We start from the raw sequence: 21,027 nt of genomic DNA, 5'->3' as shown, positions 1-21,027 counted from the left end.
CGTCATGGCGTCGCTACCCACCCTCGCCGTGGTCGGGGCGACAGGTGCCGTCGGCACGGTGATGTGCCAGATCCTCTCCTCCCGGCGCAACGTCTGGGGCGAGATCCGGCTGCTCGCATCCGAGCGGTCGGCCGGCCGGCGCGTGCAGTGCCGGGGCGAGGAGCTGACCGTCCAGGCGCTCACCGCCGACGCGCTCGACGGCGTCGACGTGGCGATGTTCGACGTGCCGGACGACGTCTCCGCTCAGTGGGCCCCGGTCGCTGTCGCGCGCGGCGCCGTGGTGGTGGACAACTCCGGCGCCTTCCGGATGGACCGCGACGTGCCGCTCGTGGTCCCCGAGATCAACCCCGAGCAGGTGCGCAACCGGCCCAAGGGCATCATCGCCAACGCCAACTGCACCACCCTGGCGATGATCGTGGCGGTCGCGCCGCTGCACCGCGAGTACGGGCTGCGCGAGCTGGTGCTCGCGTCGTACCAGGCGGTCTCCGGGGCGGGGCAGGCAGGCGTGGACGCGCTGCACCTCCAGCTCGGCAAGATCGCTGGAGACCGGGTGCTCGGTACCCGTGCCGGGGACGTGCGGCAGGCCGTCGGAGACGAGCTGGGTCCGTTCCCGGCGCCGCTGGCGCTGAACGTCGTACCGTGGGCGGGCTCGCTCGCCGACGGCGGATGGTCCTCCGAGGAGATGAAGCTGCGCAACGAGTCGCGCAAGATCCTCGGGCTGCCCGACCTCAAGGTGTCCGCCACCTGCGTACGGGTGCCGGTGGTGACCGGTCACTCGGTCGCCGTGCACGCGGTCTTCGCCACCGAGGTGGACGCCGAGGGCGCTCGCGAGGTGCTGCGCAACGCCCCGGGCGTGATCCTGGTCGACGACCCGGCGGCCGGGGAGTTCCCGATGCCGATCGACGCGGTCGGCACCGACCCGTCCTGGGTGGGCCGGATCCGCCGGGCGGTGGACGACCCCCGCGCCCTGGACCTGTTCGTGACCGGCGACAACCTCCGCAAGGGCGCGGCCCTCAACACGGCCCAGATCGCCGAACTGCTGGCCAAGGACATGACCCGCCCCTAACCCGGCCCCGCGCCCTCGCGCCGCGCGCTCGCCTGCCGCCCTCCTTCTGGCGTCGATCTTGCACTTCTGGCCCCGGCTGTGGGGCATTTGCACCTTTCGACGGGGCAAGAAGTGCAAGATCGCGGGAGCGGGAGCGGGAGCGGGAGCGGGAGCGGGAGCGGGAGCGGGAGCGGGGTTAGGCGGCGGAGAGGTGGACGCCGTCTCGGCCGTGGCGCTTGACCGCGTAGAGGGCCTGGTCGGCTCGGTGCAGGGTGCGCTCGGGCGACTCGCCGGGCCTCGGCAGGGCGATGCCGACGCTGATCGTGCGGCCGGTACGGCGGGCCGCCTCGGTGAGCCGTTCGGCGATCCGGACCGCCTCCTCCGGGCGGCTCACCTCGATCACTGCCACGAACTCGTCGCCACCGGTCCGGTACAGCTCGTCGCCCTGGCGCAACGCGCCCTCCAGAGCCCGGGCCAGCCCCACCAGCAGCCGGTCGCCGGCCTGGTGGCCGTACGTGTCGTTGACGTCCTTGAACCCGTCCACGTCGATCGCCAGCAGGGCGGTACGTCCCGGCGTCGCGGTGGCGATCCGCTGCCCGAACGGGCCGGTGTGCCGCAGCCCGGTGAGCGGGTCCGAGCTGGCCTGCTCGCGGAGCCGGGCGAGCGTACGCAACCGGTCCAGGCAGGTCCACGCCTGCCCGGCGAGCAGCTCGATCAGGTTGACCGTGGTCGGGTCGGGGCGTAGGCGCTGCTCGTCGGCGACGAGCAGTACGCCGCCGGAGGCCGGTGTGCCGACCGGCACCGCCACCAGCGTGCGTGCGCCGGCGCGGGTCAGCGGCAGGTACTCGTCGGTGGGCGGGTGGCCCGCCTCGCCCAGCGTGTACGCCGAGCCGTACCGGTGGGCCCGGTCGATCATGCGGTCGAGCCCGGCCGGCCCGGCCTCGTCCAGCTCGGCCCGGATCCGCGCCTCCAACTCGCCCGGGGTGCCGGTGGGCGCGCCGAGGCGCGGGCCGCGCCGGCCGGTGAGCACCAGCACGGCGGCGGAGAGCGCTGACACGTCCCGGGCCGCGGCGAGCGCGGCGGTCATCAGGTCCCAGTCGGTCGGCGCGGCGGTGAACGCGGCCGCGTGCCGGAGCAGCTTCTCACTGCGGCTCTCGGCCGGTGGCCCGCCGAGCGCGGCGATCCGCCCGCCGAGGCGGTCGGCCACGAGTTCGGCGGTCTCCCGCCACGCCGCGAGCACGACCGGCTCGCTCCACTGGAGGTCGAGCACCCCGATCGGACGGCCGTCCGGGTCCCGTACCGGCACGCAGAGCTCGGCGGTGACGTCCGGGCGGACCTCGAGATAGTCGGGGTCGGCGCTGACGTCGGGCACGGCGGCGGTCAGGCCGGAGGCGTAGACCCGCCGCACCACCGAGGGTTCGGGCCGGTGACGGCCCGGCGGGGCGCTGTCGGCGGTCGCCGGCACGTGCGAGAACACCTGCCAGGCGCCGGTCGCGGCGACGCAGCGCAGACGGTCGTGGACGCGGAGCAGGACGGTGGCGGTCGCCGGTGTGTGCCGGGCGAGCGCGGCGACGGTCCACTGGCACGCCTCCGGGACGGTGGACGCCGTGGGGAGGCGCACCGTGACGTCGCGGAGGACTCGCTCGTGATCCACGTCGTTCCTGCTCGGAGGGGGTCGGGTCGCGATCAAGGGTACTCAGCGCAGCCGCCGCCGACCTTCGTACACATGTGCTATCCACAGGCTGTGGACGCAGCCTGTGGGCGAGATCGGGCCTGCGCGGGGAGGGCGCGCGGCGATAGCGTGAGGGCCGGGACCCGAGGAGGCCACCGATGCTCATCGCCCAGCTCAGCGACCCGCACGTGACCACCGGCCCGCTCGCGGCCGCCCCGGCGTCCGGGCTGCACCGGGCACTCGGCACGGTGCTCGCGCTGCGTCCCCGGCCCGACTGCGTGGTGATCACCGGTGACCTGACCGCCAACGGCCGCCCGGACGAATACCTCGCCCTGCGCGAGATCGTCGGTGCGTTCCCGCTGCCGGTGCACCTGGTGACCGGCAACCACGACGACCGCGAGTCGCTGCTCGACACGTTCGGCGGCACCCCCTACCTGGCGGGTGGCTTCTCGGCGCACTACCACGTCGACCTGCCGGACGCGACGCTCGTGGTGCTCGACTCGCTCACCCCGGGCAGCCCTGGCGGACGCCTCGGCGACGAGCAGCTCGCCTGGCTGGACGGGGTGCTCGCCGGGCGTACCGACGCGCCCGCCGTCGTGTGCCTGCACCATCCGCCGGTCGCGGTGGGCGCACCCGTCATGGACGGCATGGGTCTCGTCGACGCCGACGCGCTCGCCGCCGTGGTCGGCCGTCACCCCCATGTCGTACGCGTCGCCGCGGGCCACCTGCACCGTCAGGTGACGAGCGCGTTCGCCGGTACGGTGCTGACCACCGCGCCGAGCACCTGGATCCAGGTGGGCCTGGCCATGACCGACGACGAGGAGCCGGGGTTCCTCGCCGAGCCGACCGCCTTCCTGCTGCACCTGATCGCCGACGGCGGCTGCGTGACGCACACCGTCCAGGTCAGCCACGCCGCCGGGCGCACCTGCTGGTTCTGAGCCGCGCCGCCGATGCTCTGGTACGTCGCGTACGGCTCGAATCTGCACGCCGCACGGCTCAACTGGTATCTGCGTGGCGGGTGTCCACCCGGCGGGCTGCGCACGTACCCCGGCTGCCGGGACCGCCGGCCACCGCGCCGGACGGTTCCGGTGCTCATCCCCGGCGGCGTCTACTTCGCCGGCGAGTCGAGGGCCTGGACCGGCGGCATGGCGTTCTACGATCCGCTGCTGCCCGGCCGGGCGGCGGCGCGCGGCTACCTGGTGACCGTCGAGCAGTTCGCCGACATCGCCGCGCAGGAGATGTACCGGCCGCCCGGCGCCGACCTGGCCGGGATCCTCGCGGCGGTCGAGACCGGGCGGGCGAGGCTCGGGCCGGGCCGCTACGAGACGCTGCTGCGCGTCGGTGTCCACGAGGGCCTGCCGATGCTCACGTTCACCGCGCCGCACCGGGCGGTGGAGGTGCGGTGGACCCGGCCCGCTCCGGTCTATCTCGGGATGCTGGCGCGCGGGCTGCGCGAGGCGCACGGCTGGGACGCCGCGCGGACCGTCGGCTACCTGGCGGGCCGGCCGGGGGTGGCCGGGCGGTGGACGCGGCCGGCGTTGCGCAGGCTCGTCGCCACCGCCCACAGCGGACCCGCGACCAGCCCTCCGGGGCGTCAGTCGAGTTCGGACAGTTTGCTCGATATGCCGGGCCGTCGGACATGAACGACCGTTCGGTTCGCGATGGGTGTCCGGCAGGAGGTGATTCCGGCAAGGACGGTTGCCAGCGCAAGGAATTGCGCGTGACATGAGCGTCGGCGCCGGCTCCCTGTCCCTGGGAGCCGGCGCCTTCGAGAACGGCAGGCGTCGACAGCGCGCGCCGCGCGGAATGTCACCTGACCATCATGTCCGACTCGTCCGGCAGACCGGTACGGGCCGCCCGGAGGCAACGACGATTCCTGATGCCGCCCCGTTCGACCTGGCGGCCGGTGGATGAGAAGCTACCCCGGCGGGGCGGCGTTCCCCCGAGTACCGTCCACCGCGATCGACACCTGTCACGGCACGGATCAGGGTCGCCGGGCGAACCATCGCCCGGACGCCACATACCGGCATCTCACGAGGAGTTCCATGTCCGTCACCGGGATGCGACGCCGGGCCGCCGTCGGCCTGGCCGCACTCGCCGCGACCGCGTTCACCGCGGTCGCCGTCACCCCCGACCAGGCCGAGGCCCGCCCGAAGCCGGTCGACGTCCAGTTGCTCGCGATCAACGACTTCCACGGCAACCTGGAGCCGCCGACCGGCTCCAGCGGCACCATCGAGGGCCAGCCGGCCGGTGGCGCGGAATACCTGGCCAGCCACCTGAAGTCGATGCGCGCCGCCGCCAAGCAGCAGGGCAAGGGCACTGTCACGGTCGCCGCCGGCGACCTGATCGGCGCCTCGCCGCTGCTCTCCGCCGCGTTCCACGACGAGCCCACCATCGAGGAGATGAACCTCGCCGGGCTGGAGTTCGCGAGCGTCGGCAACCACGAGTTCGACGAGGGCGCGGCCGAGCTGCTGCGCATGCAGCGCGGCGGCTGCCACCCGGTGGACGGCTGCGCCGACGGCACCCCGTTCGGTGGCGCCAAGTTCACGTACCTCTCGGCGAATGCGTTCAAGACCTCCACCGGCCTGCCGCTGATGCAGCCGTTCGGCATCAAGATCGTCAAGGGTGTCCCGATCGGCTTCATCGGGATGACCCTGGAGGCCACCCCGAACATCGTCAGCCAGCAGGGCGTCGCCGGCCTGCGGTTCACCGACGAGGCCGACACCGCCAACAAGTACGCCAAGATCCTGCGCCTGCTCGGGGTCAAGAGCATCGTCGTGCTGCTGCACGAGGGCGGCGTGCAGAACGGCGGCGGCATCAACGACTGCACCGGGTTCAGCGGCCCGATCGTCGACATCGCCAACCGGATGGACCCGTCCATCGACGTGATCGTCAGCGGGCACACCCACGCCGCGTACAACTGCAACATCAACGGCAAGCTGGTCACCAGCGCCAGCTCGTTCGGCCGCCTGGTCACCCAGATCGACCTGAAGATCGACCCGCGCACCCGCGACGTGGTGAGCGCGTCCGCGAACAACGTGGTGGTCACCCGAGACGTGAAGCCGGACCAGCCCTCGACCGACCTGATCAACCGGTACAAGACCGCGCTCGGCCCGGTGGCCGACCGCGTGGTCGGCGAGACCACCGCCGCGATCACCAAGACCCAGGAGAACCTGTACCAGACCGGGGTCGACGTCAACGGCAAGCCGACGTACCAGACCGGTGAGTCGCCGCTGGGCAACGTGATCGCCGACGCACAGCTCGCCGCCACGGACACCGAGCAGAACGCGGTCGCCGCGTTCATGAACCCCGGTGGCGTACGCGCCGACCTCGACGCCGGCCCGGTCACCTACGCCGAGGCGTTCACCGTGCAGCCGTTCGCCAACAACCTGGTGACGCTGGACCTGACCGGCGCGCAGCTCTACTGCATGCTGGAGCAGCAGTTCACCGTGGCGCGCGTGCTCTACGCGTCCTCGACGGTCAACTACGTCGTGGACGTCAACGGCACCACCGCACCGGCCGGCACGCCGTGCGCCGGCACCCGGGTGGTCCGGGGCAGCCTCACCATCAACGGCACCCCGGTGACTGACACCGCCACCTACCGGGTCACGGTGAACAACTTCCTCGCCGGTGGCGGCGACGGCTTCAGCGTCCTGACCGGTGGCACCAACGCGGTGACCGGGCAGATCGACCTGGACGCCTTCACCGCGTACCTGACCGAGAAGTCGCCGGTCTCCCCGCCGGCGCTGGACCGGATCCGCACGACCACCGAGGTCGCCGCCGGCTGACGGCCGACCGCACGCCGACGGGCCCCGGAGCGACGCTCCGGGGCCCGTTCGTGTCAGGCTGCGCAGCTTCGTCGCAGGCCGCCGGCTTCGTGTCAGGTCGCCCCCGCGGGCTCGGGCTCCGGCGTCGCGGCGGCCGTCGGGCGGCCGTCCTGCGCGGCGGTGAGCAGCGGACGCAGCGTCAGCGCGAGCACCGAGGCGGCCAGGCAGCCGCCCACCACGACGGCCACCCACACCCGCCCGTTCGCCGCGCCGATCAGCGGGCCGGCGGTGACCGGGCCGACCACCCCGCTGATCCCGAAGATCATCGAGCTCATCGCGTTGTACCGGCCGCGCAGCTCGTCGGTGGCGAGCGCGTTGGTCAGGGCGGGCATGACCGGCGACAGCATCGTCTCGCCGAACCCGAAGATCGCCGAGCAGGCCACCACGCCGAGCGCCGCGAGCACCGCGTTGCCGCTGCCCACCACGCCCGCCGCGCCGAGCACCAGCCAGGCGCCGGCGAAGACCGCGCCCACAGCGGCGAGTGCACGGGTACGGCTGCGCCCCTCCAGCCGCCGGATCACCAGCAGCTGCGAGAGCACGATCATCACGGTGTTCGCGGCCAGCGCCCACGCCACCACCCGGGGCGTCACCTCGACCACCCGGACCGAGTACGCCGCGAAGCCCACCTCGATCTGCGCATACCCGCAGGTGGTGAGCACCAGGCCGAAGATGACCAGGCGGCGGAACGGCCGGTCCCGCAGCACCGTGAGATAGCCGCCGGTCCTCCGGTCGTCAGCCTTCGCGCCCGTCGCCACGGCCGGCCGGCGCCCGACGTGCGGCAGGCTCAGCAGGATCAGCGCGGGCGTCAGGTAGCTCACCGCGTCCAGCAGGTAGATCACCTCGAAGGTGATCGGACGGGCCACGTCGATCACCGCGCCGGAGATCAGGCCGCCGGTGCCGATACCGAGATTGAGCAGCGCGAAGTTGAGCCCGAAGACGCGCTGCCGCTCGCCGTCGTCGGTCAGCGAGGCGAGGATCGTGTTCTGCCCGGCCCAGATCGCCGAGCTGCCGATGGCGACGAGCGTCATCACGCCGAACGCCGAGGCCGTCGAGTCGACCAGCGCCAGCGAGCCGGTGCCGATCGCCTCGATCACCAGGCAGGGCAACACCACCCGGCGTGCGCCGAACCGGTCGATGAACGTGCCGGCCAGCGGCGAGAGAGCCAGCGTGACCGCGCCGAACCAGCCGATCACCAGCCCGGCCCGGGTGTCGGTCAGACCGCGTACGTCGGTGAGGTAGATGAACAGGAACGGCAGGGTGAGGCCGCGCCCGACAGCGGAGAACAATGTGCCGAGCAGGATCCGGCGGGCTTCGGGGCGGGCGGGCAGGGCGCGGCGCAGCATGCTGGGATTCTGTTGGGCGGGTACGACTACCGCGACCCGTTTACCCCTTACACACATGGGCGGCGGGCCGGAAGGTGAGCGATCACACGTGCTCTGCCATGCTGACCCGGTGACGACGACCTGGCGGCACCTGCCCGCACCGGCCCGGGAGATCGCCGAGACGGCCACCGACGCGGTCACCGCCGCGCGCGCCCGCGACGCCGAGGCGTACGCCCCGGCCGTCGAGCGGCTGGCCGCCGCCGACCGGGCCGGGCTGGTGCTCGGCGGGGTGGTCCGGCTGCTGCTGGAGGAGGGGCACCCGGACGGGCTGGACGGCGACGACGTACGGCAGGTGCTGGAACAGTGCGTCCGGTCGGCGGCGCCGTGGTGGCCCGACGTCGACCCGCACGTGCTGCTGGTGCTGCTGGCCGGCGCGCTCGGCGTCTACGACCCCGGCGACGACGAGAACCCGCCCGACCCGGCGGCGATCGCCCGGCACGCGCCGCTGCTGGTGGCCGATCTGCTGGCGGTCACCGGGCGCCCGTTCGCCGAGTACCTGACCGCCGCGTTCGACGAGGTGGCCCGGACCGAACTGCACGACTGACGGTCTTGTTGTCCGGCGGCTCACGGGCTGGCGGACGGCTTGCTCGCGGGCTGCGGCGGGCGTGCCTGCTTACGGGCTGGCGGCCAGGAAGACGAACGCGGCGAGCAGCACCAGGTGCACGCCGCCCTGGAGCACCGTCGCCCGGCCCGGCACCACGGTGAGCACGGCGGTCACCGCGGTCAGCGCCAGCAGCGTCATCTGGGTGCCGCCCAGGCCCAGCATCAACGGCCCGTCCAGCCAGATCGAGGCGATCGCGATGGCCGGGATGGTCAGGCCGATGCTGGCCATGGCCGAGCCGAGCGCGAGATTGAGGCTGATCTGCACGCGGTCCCGCCGTGCCGCCCGGGCGGCGGCGAGCGTCTCCGGCAGCAGCACCAGCAGCGCGATGACCACGCCGACGAACGCCGGCGGCAGGTTGGCGGCGCTGACCGCCGTCTCGATCGTCGGGGAGATCGTCTTCGCGTCACCGACCACCGCGACCAGCGCCACCACGAGCAGGGCCAGGCTGGCCAGCGCGGTACGCGTGGACGGCGGCTCGGCGTGCCCGTCGCCGGTCTTGTCCTCGGCGAGGATGCTGCCCTCCTGCGTGACCGGGAGGAAGTAGTCGCGGTGCCGGCCGGTCTGCACCATGACGAACAACAGGTAGAGCGCCAGCGAGGCGACGGCCGCGAAGGCGAGCTGCGCGGGGGAGAACTCCGGCCCCGGCCGGCTCGTGGTGAACGTCGGCACCACCATGCTGAGCGTGGCGAGCGTGGCCACCGTGGCGAGCGCCCCGCCGGTGCCCTCCGGATTGAACACCGCCACCTGCCGGCGCAGCGCGCCGAGCAACAGCGACAGGCCGAGGATGCCGTTGCAGGTGATCATGACGGCGGCGAAGACCGTGTCCCGGGCCAGCGCCTGCGTCTTGTCGCCGCCGCTGATCATCAGCGTGACGATCAGACCGACTTCGATCACGGTGACAGCCACCGCGAGCACGAGTGACCCGTACGGCTCACCGACCTTGTGCGCGACCACCTCGGCGTGGTGCACCGCCGCCAGTACGGCCGCCGCGAGCAGGGCCGCCACCACGAAGATGAGCGGGCCGGGCAACTCCCGTCCCCAGGTCATCACGAGCACGAGCACGGCGACCAGGGGCGCGACGGTGGTCCAATCGGTCAGGCGGGATCGGATCATCGGCGGCATGCGCATACTTTGCCAGGAGGCAGGGGCAACCGCGCGTGGCGGGGTGGCTCCGGGCAGTCCTGTCGATCTATTCGATCGGGGCCGGTTGCTCCACGTGGTCGAGCACCTCACGGAGGTTCGCGATCACGGTTCCGGTCCAGCCCGGATCGGTGTCCTGGTGTTCGGTCGTCCGGAGCACCGTCATCCCGGCCGCCGCCGCGCCGGCCAGCTCGCCGTCCGCGCCGTCGCCCACGTACACGCAGTCGGCCGGCGCGACGCCCAGCCGCTCCGCGGCGGTGCGGTAGATCGCCGGGTCCGGCTTGGCCAGCCCGACCGCACAGGAGAAGACCGCGACGTCGAAACGCCGGGCCAGCGGGCCGCCCGCCCACGCCTCGGCCGTCTCGGACGTGGCGTTGCTGATCAGGGCCAGCCGGTGCCCGCGCAGGCGCAGCGCGTCGAGCACGTCCAGCGTGGCGGGCGCGACACGGCCCAGCACCCGGTGGGCGAGGGTCAGCCGATGCGCGGCGGCCCGGGTCACCTGATCGTCAGTCGGCGAGGCCCCGAGACGCTCGGCGAGGATGCGTACGGTCTCCGCCGCGTTCCACCGGACCAGGCGGTCCCGCCAGGTGGCGTGGTACGCGGCGACGAGCGCCGCCGGATCCACCCCCACGACGAGCGCCATCTCGCCGACAACCCGGTCCCGCTCGTCGTCGGCACCGTGGACCAGGGTGTGGAAGAGGTCGAAGACCACCGGCCGTGGCATGCCGGGATCCTACTGCGACGGTTACCGCCGTTGCCGGGTCCGCAACCTCATTCAGGCGGTCGTACGAATGCTTGACACCAAGGCTGTACGAAGCCGCCCAGCTATTCATCGCGGCTCGGGCACTCGGCTCACGGGAGGCGAGACATACCTGACCGAACGGGGCTCTGAGCTGGTGACTTCCCTGCGGTTAGCCACGTCGAGCGAGCGAGCCTACGCTGTTCAGATGGCCATAGCGGCGTTCGTAGTTTCGATCTTCGCAGTGCTCGTGTCCCTCACTGCGGCATATATAGCCTGGCTTCAAGTGAAGGTGGTCCGGTCACAGTTGCATGATCAGCGTGCTCCCAAGTTCAACTGCTACGTGGAGGACATGGGTACTTGGATGAGACTCGTCCTGCGGCTGGCGACGCCCGTGCCACTGAGCTCGGTGCAGGCAACAATCCTCGGCGGAGGAGGGCTTCAATTCACTCCCAGCCAGAACGGAGTCCTAAGCTCGAAGGGTGGACCTATCCAGACTGCCTCGTGGTCTGCGGAGCATTCCCAACAAGGAACACTGACGGCTGGAGACCGCGCCATGTGGAGAGTGGCTTTCAATGGTCCAATTCCCGAGGAAGTTCACCTGAGGCTGGACTGCGTCGGCGCGAAAGCAGGTGATAAGTGGACCGTGTCGGAACGGGCATCGATCCGAGGGCCGCAATCAGCTATGGGGCCGGGTCAAATACCCGCAGGTCAGATAATGCAGACAGCGAGCCGTGAGTCTTCGATCCCCAATAGCGGCGTGGATAGATAGCGAAGCGTTGCTCGGCTAGGGTTCCTGCCCGCGCGGCGCGTTGCCGAGCTCACCCGTCACCGCCCGCGTCAGGAGCGCCAGAGAGCCGGTGAGGACTGGCAGTCGCTCGGACTGGTCTTCACCTCGATTGTCGGCGCTGCCCTCGATGCGGCCGACGTCCGTCGGGCCTTCCGACTCATCGTCACCCCGGCTGGTCCCGATCCGGCCGCACGAGCCCTTCGTGAACTCCGGCGCAGCCTCGTGTCGATGCTGTCCGACAGCGGGGTCAGCCTGGAAGACATCGCCGAACCGTGCGGCCACTCCGGCACGACCGTGACGGAAATCGTCTACCGGCATCAGCTCCGGCCGGTAGTGCTCCAAGGCGCGGCGGTAATGGATCGCATCTTCGCGCCGACGGCTGAGGCGTAGTCACTCAGTTGGTCACCCAGGATGCACTGAGAGGGCACATCCGTCGATAGGATGTGCCCTCTCACCTGGTCGGGGTGGCTGGATTCGAACCGACGACCTCTTCGTCCCGAACGCCAGCAGGGTGCACCATCGCCTGTCAGCCGTTGCCGTCCGTTGCTCCTGCGCATGGCCGTCATGACGGCCAACGCTGGGCGTCGTCAGCGGCTGACGACCGTTTCGCTGCCTCCTTGCTGCTCTGCCTTGTACGGGTTCAAGACTGAACCCCTGACCGATCTGTTGCTACTCGGACACCTGCGCGGGCAGCAGCGACGCCCTTGACGCCAGCAGGAAGAATTAGGGCCGTGGACGGATACCAATCTCGCGGAGTTCAAGCGAAGCCCGGCCTTACTGTGCCGTGGACATGGCTAGTTGCCGCACTAGGAACCGCTGCCATCGGGGCGTTAGGCACCCTCGCTGTCGTGGTTGGCGTCAAGGACATCGACACACTCAGCACCATTGCTCTCGCCCTAGCAGTGATCGCCTTCGCCGCTCAACTCATCGTTTCGTTAGCGCAGGGAATGGCGGGTGCACAGCAGATCGCACAGGTTGAACGAGTCAACGCCGACACACAATCGGCGTTAGCGGCACTACGCGCCACAAGTGATGCCCTTCTCGCTACTCAGAAGGAACACTTCGGGGAAGTGCTACGAGCTGCGCTTTCCAAGGCAGTCCCGGAAGCCGTGGAACTAACGTTGTCAGAAGACAACGACAACACGGACTCACTCAACGAGGAGCGTCAGCGCCAGCAACTGCAGGAAGAGATCCTCAGACGGGTAACAGATATCGTCCGGCAGACGCCGGAAGTCCTGCCACGCCTACCGTCTCAGCCAGCACTTAAGAACGAACAATCGCCCGAATATCAGATCTTGAACTCTTTCCCGGATGAAGGTGAGGGACGCGAATTTGCTCGGATCCTGAAAACACTAACGCCCTGGGAAGCTCAAGGTCTTGCTCGAATTGCGATGGAGGCGAGGAAGCGGGTGCAGGCAGGAATTTCAGCGAAGCAGCCGGCTAGGCGACGCGCCAATGGCGATTGGGGCCCCGCCCTTACCGGTCTTGCCGAGAAGGACCTTCTTCGTTTTGAGCACCGAGATGCTGAGGGGTCGGATCGCTACTGGATGCAGCTCACGGAGAAAGGGCTAGGAGTTGCCAGGCTAATGGTGGCTCCCGGAAATCATCCACTATGGCTCGTGAACGAGATGAGCTCCTGACCGGCCATCTCATTCCGTCCTCGGTCGCCCAAGGTCCGTCTCAACGTGCGTAGCTGGGAGCTTCAATGACCGCCTCCCTGTTGCCATCCCGTCTGCCGCCGACCCACACACCCTGGCCCTGGTCTGCTCGGCTTGCCTGGGTCGGCGGTGGACGGGATGGCATCCCCCAACCACTACCACCCACGACCGCAACCGTTCGGCAACTCCATCCTGGAGTCGTCTGGCCCCCGCCGGAGGCACAATCTCTGACCCAACCCCTGCCCACCATCCGCTCCCTTCCCCACCCTCACCTCTTCCCCACCTCGGACCCGTGAGCGGTCGGCGTGATTCCGTTCGGCAACTCACTCGGCCCGGCCGTCGACCGGTCCGCGGTTTCCGTCGTGAGGCTGAATGCGCGACGTGAGGGTAGGACGTTGTCGTCCTGGTCCAGGTCGTTCTCCTGGACTCGTCACCGGTCCCTTCACGGAACCACGGGTGACGCGCGGGGCGGGCGTGGCTTTCGGGCCGGCTGACTTACCGCCCCGCCGCCGTAGGCGGGCGGGGCGGCGGCTCCGTAGGAGCCGGTTACCGCGCCCGGCCCGCGCCGCGCGGAGCGCGCTTGATCTAGTACAGGCCAATTCGGCAACAGATTACGTACAGCGCGCCGAGTCGACCCCAGCCCGGCGCGGCCACAACACCGCCGGGCCGCCGCCATCCTGTGCGGCCTCGGAGGCGGTTGGCTCATCCTCGCGTGACGCCGGCTGCGTCTACCCGCTCCGCTCGTGGTCGCCCTGACACTCTCCTGTCCTTCGAGACGGGCACCGACGGGTTGATCTTCGTCGCCCGGACTGGCGAGCCGCTGAAGCGGGGGAACGTTTCGGGCTCGGATCTGGAAGCCGTCCCTGCAACGCGCCGGCCTGCCGATCGGGCTCCGGTTCCATGACCTGCGGCACTCCTACGCGACCTGGCTCGTCTCGGACGGGGTGCCGATCAACGACGTAGCCAAGGTGATGGGACACGAGTACACGTCCACGACCTCTGGACCGGTACACGCATTCGACCCGGGACCGGGATCGCAGGGTGCTCGCGTCGTTCGCTGCCTTCTCGCTGCCTCTGCCAGAGCAATGATCGGCGGAAACGAATCAAGGCCCCTCCGTGGAGGGGCCTTGACCTGTACTTACCTCTGGTCGGGGTGGCCGGATTCGAACCGACGACCTCTTCGTCCCGAACGAAGCGCGCTACCAAGCTGCGCCACACCCCGAGGCGTGCCGACAAATAGTAGCTCACCCGCCCCCACGGTCAAACTCGGTACCCCCCGCCCCGCGCACCCGGCAGATCTTGGTACGGATCGGCCCCGGGAAGGGCGGGCGCGTACCAAGTCTGCCGGGCGGAGGGTTCAGCGGGAGATCAGGGTCAGGATGCTGGCCTCGGGCGGGCAGGCGAAGCGGATCGGGGCGGTGGGGTGGGTGCCGAGGCCGGCGGAGACGTGCAGCCAGGAGTCCGAGCCGGGCCAGCGGTGCAACCCGCGCGCCATCGAGCGGGGCAGCCCGCAGTTGGTCACCAGCGCGCCGTACCCGGGCACGCAGACCTGGCCGCCGTGGGTGTGCCCGGCCAGCAGCAGACCGAAGCCGTCGGCGGCCATCCGGTCCAGCACCACCGGCTCGGGGGAGTGGGACAACGCGATCGACAGCGCCACGTCGCCGCTGACCGGGCCGGCCACGGCGTCGTAGTCGTCCCGTTCGATGTGCGGGTCGTCCACGCCCGCCAGCTCGATCTCCCGCCCGCCGGCCTTGAGCGTGGTGCGGGCGTTGTTCAGGTCGGCCCAGCCGGCGCCGGTGAGGATGTCGCGCAGCTCCTCGTACGGCAGCGGCACGCCCTCGGTGTACTCCCGGTCGGGCAGGAAGTAGGTGAAGGGGTTCTTCAGGACCGGCCCGGTGTAGTCGTTGGAGCCGAAGACGAACGCGCCGGGCAGGTCGAGCAGCGGTTGCAGGGCGCGCAGCACGCCCGGCACCGACTCGGGGTGTGCCATGTTGTCGCCGGTGACCACGACCAGATCGGGGTCGAGCGCGGCCAGGGAGGCCACCCAGTCCTGTTTGCGTCGCTGGCCGGGCATCATGTGCAGGTCGGAGAGGTGCAGCACCCGCAGCGGTTCGGCGTCGGTCGGGAGCACCGGCACGTCGTACCGGCGGAGGGTGAACATGTTGCGCTCGACGAGCGACGCGTACGCCAGGGTGGCCGCGCCGGCGGCGACGGTTCCGGCCGCGAGCCGGAATAGTGTGCGCTTTCGCATGCCGTTCAGGGTAGTTTCACCGTCCATGAGCACGCTGAAGGACCGTCTCACCGCCGACATGCGCGCCGCTCTCAAGGCGCGCGACGAGCTGACCACCTCCACGCTGCGGATGGCCCTGGCCGCCGTGGGCAACGCCGAGGTCGCCGGCCGGGAAAAGCGCGAGCTCAGCGACGACGAGGTGCTCGTCGTGCTGACCAAGGAGGCGAAGAAGCGCCGCGAGGCGGCGGTGGCGTTCGCCGACGCGGGGCGCGCCGAGCAGGCCGGCAAGGAGACCGCCGAGGGTGAGGTGCTGGAGCGCTACCTGCCCAAGCAGCTCTCCGACGAGGAGCTGGCCGAGCTGGTCTCGGGGGCGCTCGCCGCGGGCGGCATCACCGGCAAGGCGCAGATGGGCCCGGCCATGAAGGCCGCCCAGGCCGCGGTGGCCGGCCGGGCCGAGGGTGGTCGGGTCGCCGCCGAGGTACGCCGCCAGCTCGGTCTCTGAGCCGGCTCTTCCCGTAGCGCGGAAACGACGACGGCCACCTCCCGCAGGAGGTGGCCGTCGCGCTCTGCTGTCCGGGATCAGTTGCCCGGTCGTCCCGGTCTGCCGTTACCCGGTCCGCCCGGGCCACCCGGCCGGTCCGGTGTCGCGGTGCCGCCCTGCTCCGGAGTGCCGCCCTGGCCGGAGCTGACCTCGATCATCACCACGCCACCCTTGATGGTGCGACCGTCCGGGCTGGTGCCGGCCGCGGTGCCCGCCGGGCACTCCGACGGCACCTTGTTGCTGGCGACCACCGGCTCGAAGCCGGCACCCTTCAGCCGGGACTTCGCGGTCTCGATCGACTCGCACTTGACGCCCGGGATGGAGCGCTGGTCGCCCAGGACGATCTTGCCGCTGGGCGGGGTGAAGTTCTTCCGCTCCTTGCCCTTCATGGCGTCACGCAGCGTCTGGTAGACCGCCGGGTTGATGCCCTGGGGCGTCTCGTCGTGGCCCATCTTCTGGTTGGTCTGCGGCCAGTCCGGGTCGGCCATGATGCCGGCCACCGCGTACTGCTTGGTCATCGCGACCAGCGCCGAGGTGCGGTCGGAGTCGGTGGTGCCGGACTTGCCGGCCACCGGCGCGTCGACGATGTTGCGGACGTTGCCGGCGGTGGCGGGGCCGCACTTGGTGGTGGAGGAGCGGTCACCGACCGGGCAGCGCGCGGCGTCGACGGCGGCGCGGGCCACCTCGGTGCTGACCCGCTGCTCGCAGCGGGGGTTGGCGACGTCCAGCTTCTCGCCGTCCGGGCCGCGGATCTCCTGCACCGGGATCGGCTCGCAGTACTTGCCGTCGGCGGCGAGCGTGGCGTACGCGTTCGCCAGCTCCAGCGGCGTGGTCTGGGAGACGCCGAGGCTGAACGCGCCCCACTGGTGCGGGTTGGCGGCGAGCTGCGCGTCGCTCGACGAGCGGAACGAGATGCCGAGCTTCTGTGCCGCCTTCACCACGTTCTCCGCGCCGACCCGCTGCTGGAGGTCGATGAAGAACGTGTTGACCGAGAAGCCGAAGCCGCTCCACATGTTGTGCATGCCGGCCATCGCGGGGTTGGCGTTCTTCGGGCAGTACTTGCTGGTGCCCGGGCAGGCGGCGGGCGAGTTGAACTCGACCGGGTAGTTGGACTCGAAGACCGGCTTCGCGTTGATGGGGTAGCTGAGCGGGTAGCCCTTCTCCAGCGCGGCCACCAGCGTGAAGATCTTGAAGGTCGAGCCGGCCTGGTAGCCGGCGATGCCGGGACCGCCGGTGACCAGCGGGTTCACCGTGTTGGGGTAGTTGCCCCGGATCTTCTTCTTGGCCTTCTTCGGGTCGCTGGAGATCTTGTTCTGCGGGTCGGACGGGTCGTCGAGCTTGAAGTTCCGGTTCACCGCCACGGCGCGGACGCGGCCGGTGCCCGGTTCCACGGCGGCCACCATCCGGGCCGCCTTGCTGCTCTCGCCGAGCTTGTTGCGGACGGCCTTGTCGGCGCCCTTCTGCGCCTGGACGTCCAGGGTGGAGACGATGGTGTAGCCGCCGCTCTTGAGCCGCCGCTCACGGTCGTACGAGGTGGCGCCGAACGTCTCCTGCTGGAGCCACCAGCGGTAGAGGTAGTCGCAGAAGAAGCCCCACGAGCGGGTGGTGGTCTGGGTGCAGCCGTTCGGGGTGCGCTTGCCCTTGACCTCAAGCTTGATCTTCTTGGCGGCGTCCGCCTCCTGCTGGGTGATCGCGCCGATCTGCACCATGTTCTGGATGACGTAGTCGCGCCGGCCGACCGCCTCCGGGTAGCCCGACTTGGTGGTCGGGTCGAACGAGGTGGGAGCCTTCACCATGCCGGCGAGCATCGCCGACTCCTGGATGTCGAGCTTGCTCGGCGGCTTGTTGAAGTAGACCTGGCTGGCCGCCCAGATGCCGTACGCGCCGTTGCCGAACGCGGCGATGTTGAGGTAGCGCTCCAGGATCTCGTCCTTGGAGAGCTCCTTGTCGACCTGGAGCGCGAGGCTCATCTCGCGCAGCTTGCGGCCGCTGGTGTCCTCGGTCGCGGCGACCACGTCGGCCGGGTGGGTGGCCGAGTACGAGATGGCCAGCCGGACGTACTGCATGGTGAGCGTCGAGGCGCCCTGCCGGGAGGAGCCGGCGGCCTGGTTGTTGACGAAGGCCCGCGCCACACCGTTGATGTCCACGCCGTTGTGCTTGTAGAAGTCGTGATCCTCGGCCGCGATGATGGCCTTCTGCATGGGCGTCGCGATGTCCTTGAGCTTGACGTCCTTGCGGTTCTCGTCGTACATCGTGGCCAGCACGGTCTTGCCGTCGGCCGCGAGCAGACGGGTGATCTGGGGTGCCCGGGCGACTGTCAGCTCCTTGGGCAGCGCCTCGAACGTCTCCGCCCCGGCCTTTGCGGCCAGTCCGGACATCGCCGCCACGGGGAAGGCCGCCGCAGCGACCACCACTCCGGCCAAGAGGCCGCAGATCAGCAGCGATGCGGCGTTGGTCAGCACGTTGTGGTCACGTTTCCGCATCCAGGTCACCTCGACAGGGTACGCGAGCAGGAATCGGCGGGCGCGCGGGGAAGTTTCCCCATTTCCTGCATGCGCCGGCCTCGTTGTGCTAAACGCACGAGCCCTGGTCCGGGGTTGCGTGAGATCCGGCGGAAGTCTCTGGCGAAGTCCGGGAGTAGCGCAGCGTTTTCACGTTCTCGGGCGGGGTAGTCGCGGGGCGAAAGCCCGGGAAGCCGGGAGTGTCCGGAATGATGGATTTCGCCGACAACGTTGCGTAATCGGGCGACTACACAGCATGATGGTGGCGGCGACCGCAGCCATGAGTCGTTCGTGCCGCCCTGGGGAGGCCGACGCGAACGACCGGGGGGATGTACGAGGGCTGCTCGCGCGAAGTCGGTAGGTACTGCAAGGGGGGACGTGTACAGATGGGCATGATCACTGACTGGCCGTCACTGGCGGCGTGTCAGAACGGAGACCCGGACGCGTTGTTCGTACAGGGCGCCGAACAGAACGTGGCGAAGAGGATCTGCCGGAGCTGCCCAGTTCGGTACGAGTGCCTGGCCGACGCGCTCGACAACCGGATCGAGTTCGGCGTGTGGGGTGGCATGACCGAGCGCGAGCGCCGGGCGTTGCTGCGCCGTCACCCGCAGGTCACCAGCTGGCGCAAGATGTTCGAGGCGGCCATGAAGAAGAACGCCAAGGAGAAGGCCGGCAAGGACAAGATCCTGGTAACCACGGCCAACTGACCGGACCGGTCAGCTCCGGCTGATCGCCTCGCCGATCGTCCGCAGCCCGTCGACGTCGTGCACGTCGGCGGGCTGCGCCGCCACCGACACCGCCGGCACCGCCGGGAACGCCTCGGTGAACCGGGCCGCCACCTGCTCCTCGCGTACCGCCTGCTGGGCCAGCGCGGCGTGCGCGCGCAACACCTCGACGGTGCCCTCGTGCCCACCCACGCCGGCCAGCCGCTCCGCGGCGGCCAGGCTCTCCGCGGCGGACAGGTCCGCCGCCGGCCGGTGCACCCGGTTGAGCACCAGCCCGGCCAGCGGCATCCGCTCGGACCGCAGGCGGCCGGCGAAGTAGGCGGCCTCCCGGACCGCGTCCGGCTCCGGAGCCGCGACCAGCAGGAACGCCGTCTCCCGGGCCTGGAGGATCCGGTACGTCTGCTCGGCGCGCTGCCGGAACCCGCCGAACATCGAGTCGAGGGCGGCCACGAAGCCGGACAGGTCGGTGAGCAGCTGGGCGCCCAGCACCTTCTGCACCACCTTCGAGAACATCCCGAAGCTCGCCGTGACCAGACTGAACATGCTCCGCCCGCCGCTGCGCGCCGGGGCCAGCAGCAGCCGCAGCATCCGGCCGTCGAGGAACCGGGACAGCCGGGCCGGCGCGTCCAGGAAGTCGAGCGCGGAGCGCGACGGCGGTGTGTCCACCACGATCAGGTCCCACTCGCCCCGGGCGTGCAGCTGGCCCAGCTTCTCCATCGCCATGTACTCCTGTGTGCCGGCGAAGGTTGAACTCATGGCCTGGTAGAAGGGGTTGGCGAAGATCTCCGCCGCCTTCGCCGGGTCGGTGTGCTGGAGCACCACGTCGTCGAACGTGCGCTTCATGTCGAGCATCATGGCGTGCAGTTCACCGCCGCTGGCCTCGACGTCGATGCCCTTGACCTGCCGGGGTGTGTTGTCCAGCTCGGTCAGGCCGAGCGACTGGGCCAGCCGGCGGGCCGGGTCGATGGTGAGCACCACCGTGCGCCGGCCGTGCCGCTCTGCTGCCCGCAGCGCCAGCGCCGCCGCCGTGGTCGTCTTGCCCACGCCGCCCGCCCCGCAGCAGACCACGATCCGTACGCCGTCGTCGGCGAGGATCTGGTCGACGTCAAGCGGAGGCGCCGCGTCTTCGGAAGGCACCAATCGAGCGTATCGGTCCCGAGGGGCACTCTGCTCCGTGCCGGCCGCAGGTGTGAGTCAATCCGCCCGGACGAGGGCCCCGGCGAGCGTCTCCAGCCCGGCCCGGTCGACCCCCTCGGGCAGCAGCGGCAACTCGACCAGGGGCAGGCCGAGATCCACCAGGTCACCCCGGAGGGAGTCCTCCAGCTCGCGGCGTACCTGCTGGTCACGGGCCTCTTCGACGAGCCCGGCCACGGTCGGGCCGTCGGTCGGCAGGCCGGCGGCGGCCAGCCCGCGCTTCAGCTCGGCCGCGGTGACCGCCCGCCCGGCCGGAACCGGCGGGCGGACGCCGTTGACGATCACGCGGCCGACCGGGAAACCGAGCTGGGTCAGCTCCGCCACCGCGTCGAGCGTCTCCTGGACCGGCATCTCCTCCAGCAGCGTGACCACGTGCACAGCGGTCATCGGCGACCGGAGCAGCGCGGAGACGCCCTCGCTCTGGGTCTTGATCGGGCCGACCTTCGCCAGCCGGGCGGTCTCCGCCGTCACGTTCAGGAAGCGGCCGATCCGCCCGGTCGGCGGCGCGTCCAGCACCACCGCGTCGTACGTCCGGCGCGACCCGCTCGTCCGGGTGGTCGCCTCCTTGACCTTGCCGGTGAGCAGCACGTCGCGCAGGCCCGGCGCGATCGTGGTGGCGAAGTCGATCGCGCCGAGCTTGCGCAGCGCCCGGCCGGCCGCGCCGAGCTTGTAGAACATGTCCAGGTATTCGAGGAGCGCCTCCTCGGCGTCGACCGCCAGCGCCCGCACCTCACCGCCGCCGGGCGCGTCGGCGAGGTGCCGCTCCTCGTACGGCAGCGGATCGGTGCCGAAGAGCTGCGCGATGCCCTGCCGGCCCTCCACCTCGACCAGCAGGGTGCGCCGGCCCTCGGCGGCCAGGCCGAGGGCCAGCGCGGCGGCCACGCTCGTCTTTCCCGTGCCGCCCTTGCCGGTCACCACGTGCAGGCGGGCCGGCCATCTGCCGGCGGACTCGGCCGGCTGCTCACTCGCTGCCACCCGT

At 70.7% G+C, this 21,027-nt stretch carries 16 protein-coding genes, 1 tRNA gene and 2 pseudogenes; 10 read left to right on the top strand and 9 right to left on the bottom strand.

Annotated elements, in window-relative coordinates:
• Positions 1-4 precede the first annotated feature (4 nt).
• Positions 5-1,066, top strand: coding sequence for an aspartate-semialdehyde dehydrogenase (locus tag GA0070562_RS23140; RefSeq protein WP_091425873.1), 1,062 nt, complete (start codon positions 5-7; stop codon positions 1,064-1,066).
• Positions 1,067-1,241: 175 nt separating this feature from the next.
• Here GA0070562_RS23140 and GA0070562_RS23135 read toward each other — a convergent pair whose 3' ends face one another.
• On the bottom strand, positions 1,242-2,699 hold the full coding sequence (locus GA0070562_RS23135; protein ID WP_091425870.1) for a GGDEF domain-containing protein: 1,458 nt from the start codon (positions 2,697-2,699) through the stop codon (positions 1,242-1,244).
• Between the two features lie 176 nt (positions 2,700-2,875).
• Here GA0070562_RS23135 and GA0070562_RS23130 point away from each other — a divergent pair, with 176 nt between their 5' ends.
• From GA0070562_RS23130 to GA0070562_RS23120, 3 genes are all read left to right on the top strand, one after another.
• A complete protein-coding gene (locus GA0070562_RS23130; protein WP_091425866.1) occupies positions 2,876-3,655 on the top strand; it encodes a phosphodiesterase in 780 nt (259 codons plus the stop codon).
• Between the two features lie 12 nt (positions 3,656-3,667).
• A complete protein-coding gene (locus tag GA0070562_RS23125; protein WP_091425864.1) occupies positions 3,668-4,360 on the top strand; it encodes a histone deacetylase in 693 nt (230 codons plus the stop codon).
• Between the two features lie 402 nt (positions 4,361-4,762).
• Complete coding sequence (locus GA0070562_RS23120) at positions 4,763-6,505, top strand: bifunctional metallophosphatase/5'-nucleotidase (protein ID WP_091425861.1); 1,743 nt, start codon at positions 4,763-4,765, stop codon at positions 6,503-6,505.
• Between the two features lie 92 nt (positions 6,506-6,597).
• Here GA0070562_RS23120 and GA0070562_RS23115 read toward each other — a convergent pair whose 3' ends face one another.
• Positions 6,598-7,887: an MFS transporter gene (locus GA0070562_RS23115; RefSeq protein WP_091425858.1), complete on the bottom strand. Its 1,290-nt coding sequence runs from the start codon at positions 7,885-7,887 to the stop codon at positions 6,598-6,600.
• 88 nt (positions 7,888-7,975) lie between these two features.
• On the opposite strand from GA0070562_RS23115, the gene GA0070562_RS23110 reads away from it, so the two are divergent.
• Positions 7,976-8,470 (top strand): hypothetical protein, encoded by a 495-nt coding sequence (locus GA0070562_RS23110; RefSeq protein WP_091425856.1) that lies wholly within the window; start codon positions 7,976-7,978, stop codon positions 8,468-8,470.
• A 69-nt stretch (positions 8,471-8,539) separates the two neighbouring features.
• On the opposite strand, the gene GA0070562_RS23105 is transcribed toward GA0070562_RS23110, so the two are convergent.
• Both GA0070562_RS23105 and GA0070562_RS23100 read right to left on the bottom strand, forming a co-directional pair.
• Positions 8,540-9,643: a calcium:cation antiporter gene (locus GA0070562_RS23105; protein WP_091426068.1), complete on the bottom strand. Its 1,104-nt coding sequence runs from the start codon at positions 9,641-9,643 to the stop codon at positions 8,540-8,542.
• A 76-nt stretch (positions 9,644-9,719) separates the two neighbouring features.
• Complete coding sequence (locus tag GA0070562_RS23100; protein ID WP_091425853.1) at positions 9,720-10,394, bottom strand: HAD family hydrolase; 675 nt, start codon at positions 10,392-10,394, stop codon at positions 9,720-9,722.
• An 811-nt stretch (positions 10,395-11,205) separates the two neighbouring features.
• Between GA0070562_RS23100 and GA0070562_RS23095 the strand changes: the two are divergent.
• The 3 genes and pseudogenes from GA0070562_RS23095 to GA0070562_RS31085 form a co-directional block, all read left to right on the top strand.
• Positions 11,206-11,589 (top strand): annotated as a pseudogene (locus GA0070562_RS23095) (site-specific integrase); the annotation flags it as partial.
• A 458-nt stretch (positions 11,590-12,047) separates the two neighbouring features.
• Positions 12,048-12,839: a hypothetical protein gene (locus tag GA0070562_RS30075; RefSeq protein ID WP_139135494.1), complete on the top strand. Its 792-nt coding sequence runs from the start codon at positions 12,048-12,050 to the stop codon at positions 12,837-12,839.
• A gap of 866 nt (positions 12,840-13,705) precedes the next feature.
• A pseudogene (locus tag GA0070562_RS31085) lies at positions 13,706-13,846 on the top strand (tyrosine-type recombinase/integrase); the annotation flags it as partial.
• Positions 13,847-14,002: 156 nt separating this feature from the next.
• Here GA0070562_RS31085 and GA0070562_RS23085 read toward each other — a convergent pair.
• Positions 14,003-14,079: transfer RNA gene (locus tag GA0070562_RS23085), tRNA-Pro, on the bottom strand.
• A gap of 135 nt (positions 14,080-14,214) precedes the next feature.
• Positions 14,215-15,108 (bottom strand): metallophosphoesterase, encoded by an 894-nt coding sequence (locus tag GA0070562_RS23080; RefSeq protein ID WP_091425849.1) that lies wholly within the window; start codon positions 15,106-15,108, stop codon positions 14,215-14,217.
• A gap of 25 nt (positions 15,109-15,133) precedes the next feature.
• On the opposite strand from GA0070562_RS23080, the gene GA0070562_RS23075 reads away from it, so the two are divergent.
• Positions 15,134-15,589: a GatB/YqeY domain-containing protein gene (locus GA0070562_RS23075; protein ID WP_091425846.1), complete on the top strand. Its 456-nt coding sequence runs from the start codon at positions 15,134-15,136 to the stop codon at positions 15,587-15,589.
• A 77-nt stretch (positions 15,590-15,666) separates the two neighbouring features.
• Here the strand turns inward: GA0070562_RS23075 and GA0070562_RS23070 are convergent, their stop codons facing one another.
• Positions 15,667-18,111, bottom strand: coding sequence for a transglycosylase domain-containing protein (locus GA0070562_RS23070; RefSeq protein ID WP_091425843.1), 2,445 nt, complete (start codon positions 18,109-18,111; stop codon positions 15,667-15,669).
• Positions 18,112-18,515: 404 nt separating this feature from the next.
• Between GA0070562_RS23070 and GA0070562_RS23065 the strand changes: the two genes are divergently transcribed.
• Positions 18,516-18,836: a WhiB family transcriptional regulator gene (locus GA0070562_RS23065; protein ID WP_013289026.1), complete on the top strand. Its 321-nt coding sequence runs from the start codon at positions 18,516-18,518 to the stop codon at positions 18,834-18,836.
• 9 nt (positions 18,837-18,845) lie between these two features.
• Here the strand turns inward: GA0070562_RS23065 and bagB are convergent, their stop codons facing one another.
• Positions 18,846-19,994 (bottom strand): ArsA family ATPase, encoded by a 1,149-nt coding sequence (gene bagB, locus GA0070562_RS23060; protein ID WP_175438843.1) that lies wholly within the window; start codon positions 19,992-19,994, stop codon positions 18,846-18,848.
• A gap of 54 nt (positions 19,995-20,048) precedes the next feature.
• Positions 20,049-21,023, bottom strand: coding sequence for an ATPase BagA (gene bagA, locus GA0070562_RS23055; RefSeq protein ID WP_091425837.1), 975 nt, complete (start codon positions 21,021-21,023; stop codon positions 20,049-20,051).
• Positions 21,024-21,027 lie beyond the last annotated feature (4 nt).

The sequence above is a fragment of the Micromonospora tulbaghiae genome (assembly GCF_900091605.1).
Classification (GTDB): domain Bacteria; phylum Actinomycetota; class Actinomycetes; order Mycobacteriales; family Micromonosporaceae; genus Micromonospora; species Micromonospora tulbaghiae.
This window is presented reverse-complemented; position numbering and strand designations above follow the sequence as displayed.

Bases quoted from the DNA above. Each gene is read 5' to 3' on its own strand.
- GA0070562_RS23140 (WP_091425873.1), top strand. From the start codon at position 5: ATGGCGTCGCTACCCACCCTCGCCGTGGTCGGGGCGACAGGTGCCGTC.
- GA0070562_RS23130 (WP_091425866.1), top strand. From the start codon at position 2,876: ATGCTCATCGCCCAGCTCAGCGACCCGCACGTGACCACCGGCCCGCTC.
- GA0070562_RS23125 (WP_091425864.1), top strand. From the start codon at position 3,668: ATGCTCTGGTACGTCGCGTACGGCTCGAATCTGCACGCCGCACGGCTC.
- GA0070562_RS23120 (WP_091425861.1), top strand. From the start codon at position 4,763: ATGTCCGTCACCGGGATGCGACGCCGGGCCGCCGTCGGCCTGGCCGCA.
- GA0070562_RS23115 (WP_091425858.1), bottom strand. From the start codon at position 7,887: ATGCTGCGCCGCGCCCTGCCCGCCCGCCCCGAAGCCCGCCGGATCCTG.
- GA0070562_RS23105 (WP_091426068.1), bottom strand. From the start codon at position 9,643: ATGATCCGATCCCGCCTGACCGATTGGACCACCGTCGCGCCCCTGGTC.
- GA0070562_RS23100 (WP_091425853.1), bottom strand. From the start codon at position 10,394: ATGCCACGGCCGGTGGTCTTCGACCTCTTCCACACCCTGGTCCACGGT.
- GA0070562_RS23080 (WP_091425849.1), bottom strand. From the start codon at position 15,108: ATGCGAAAGCGCACACTATTCCGGCTCGCGGCCGGAACCGTCGCCGCC.
- GA0070562_RS23075 (WP_091425846.1), top strand. From the start codon at position 15,134: ATGAGCACGCTGAAGGACCGTCTCACCGCCGACATGCGCGCCGCTCTC.
- GA0070562_RS23070 (WP_091425843.1), bottom strand. From the start codon at position 18,111: ATGCGGAAACGTGACCACAACGTGCTGACCAACGCCGCATCGCTGCTG.
- GA0070562_RS23065 (WP_013289026.1), top strand. From the start codon at position 18,516: ATGGGCATGATCACTGACTGGCCGTCACTGGCGGCGTGTCAGAACGGA.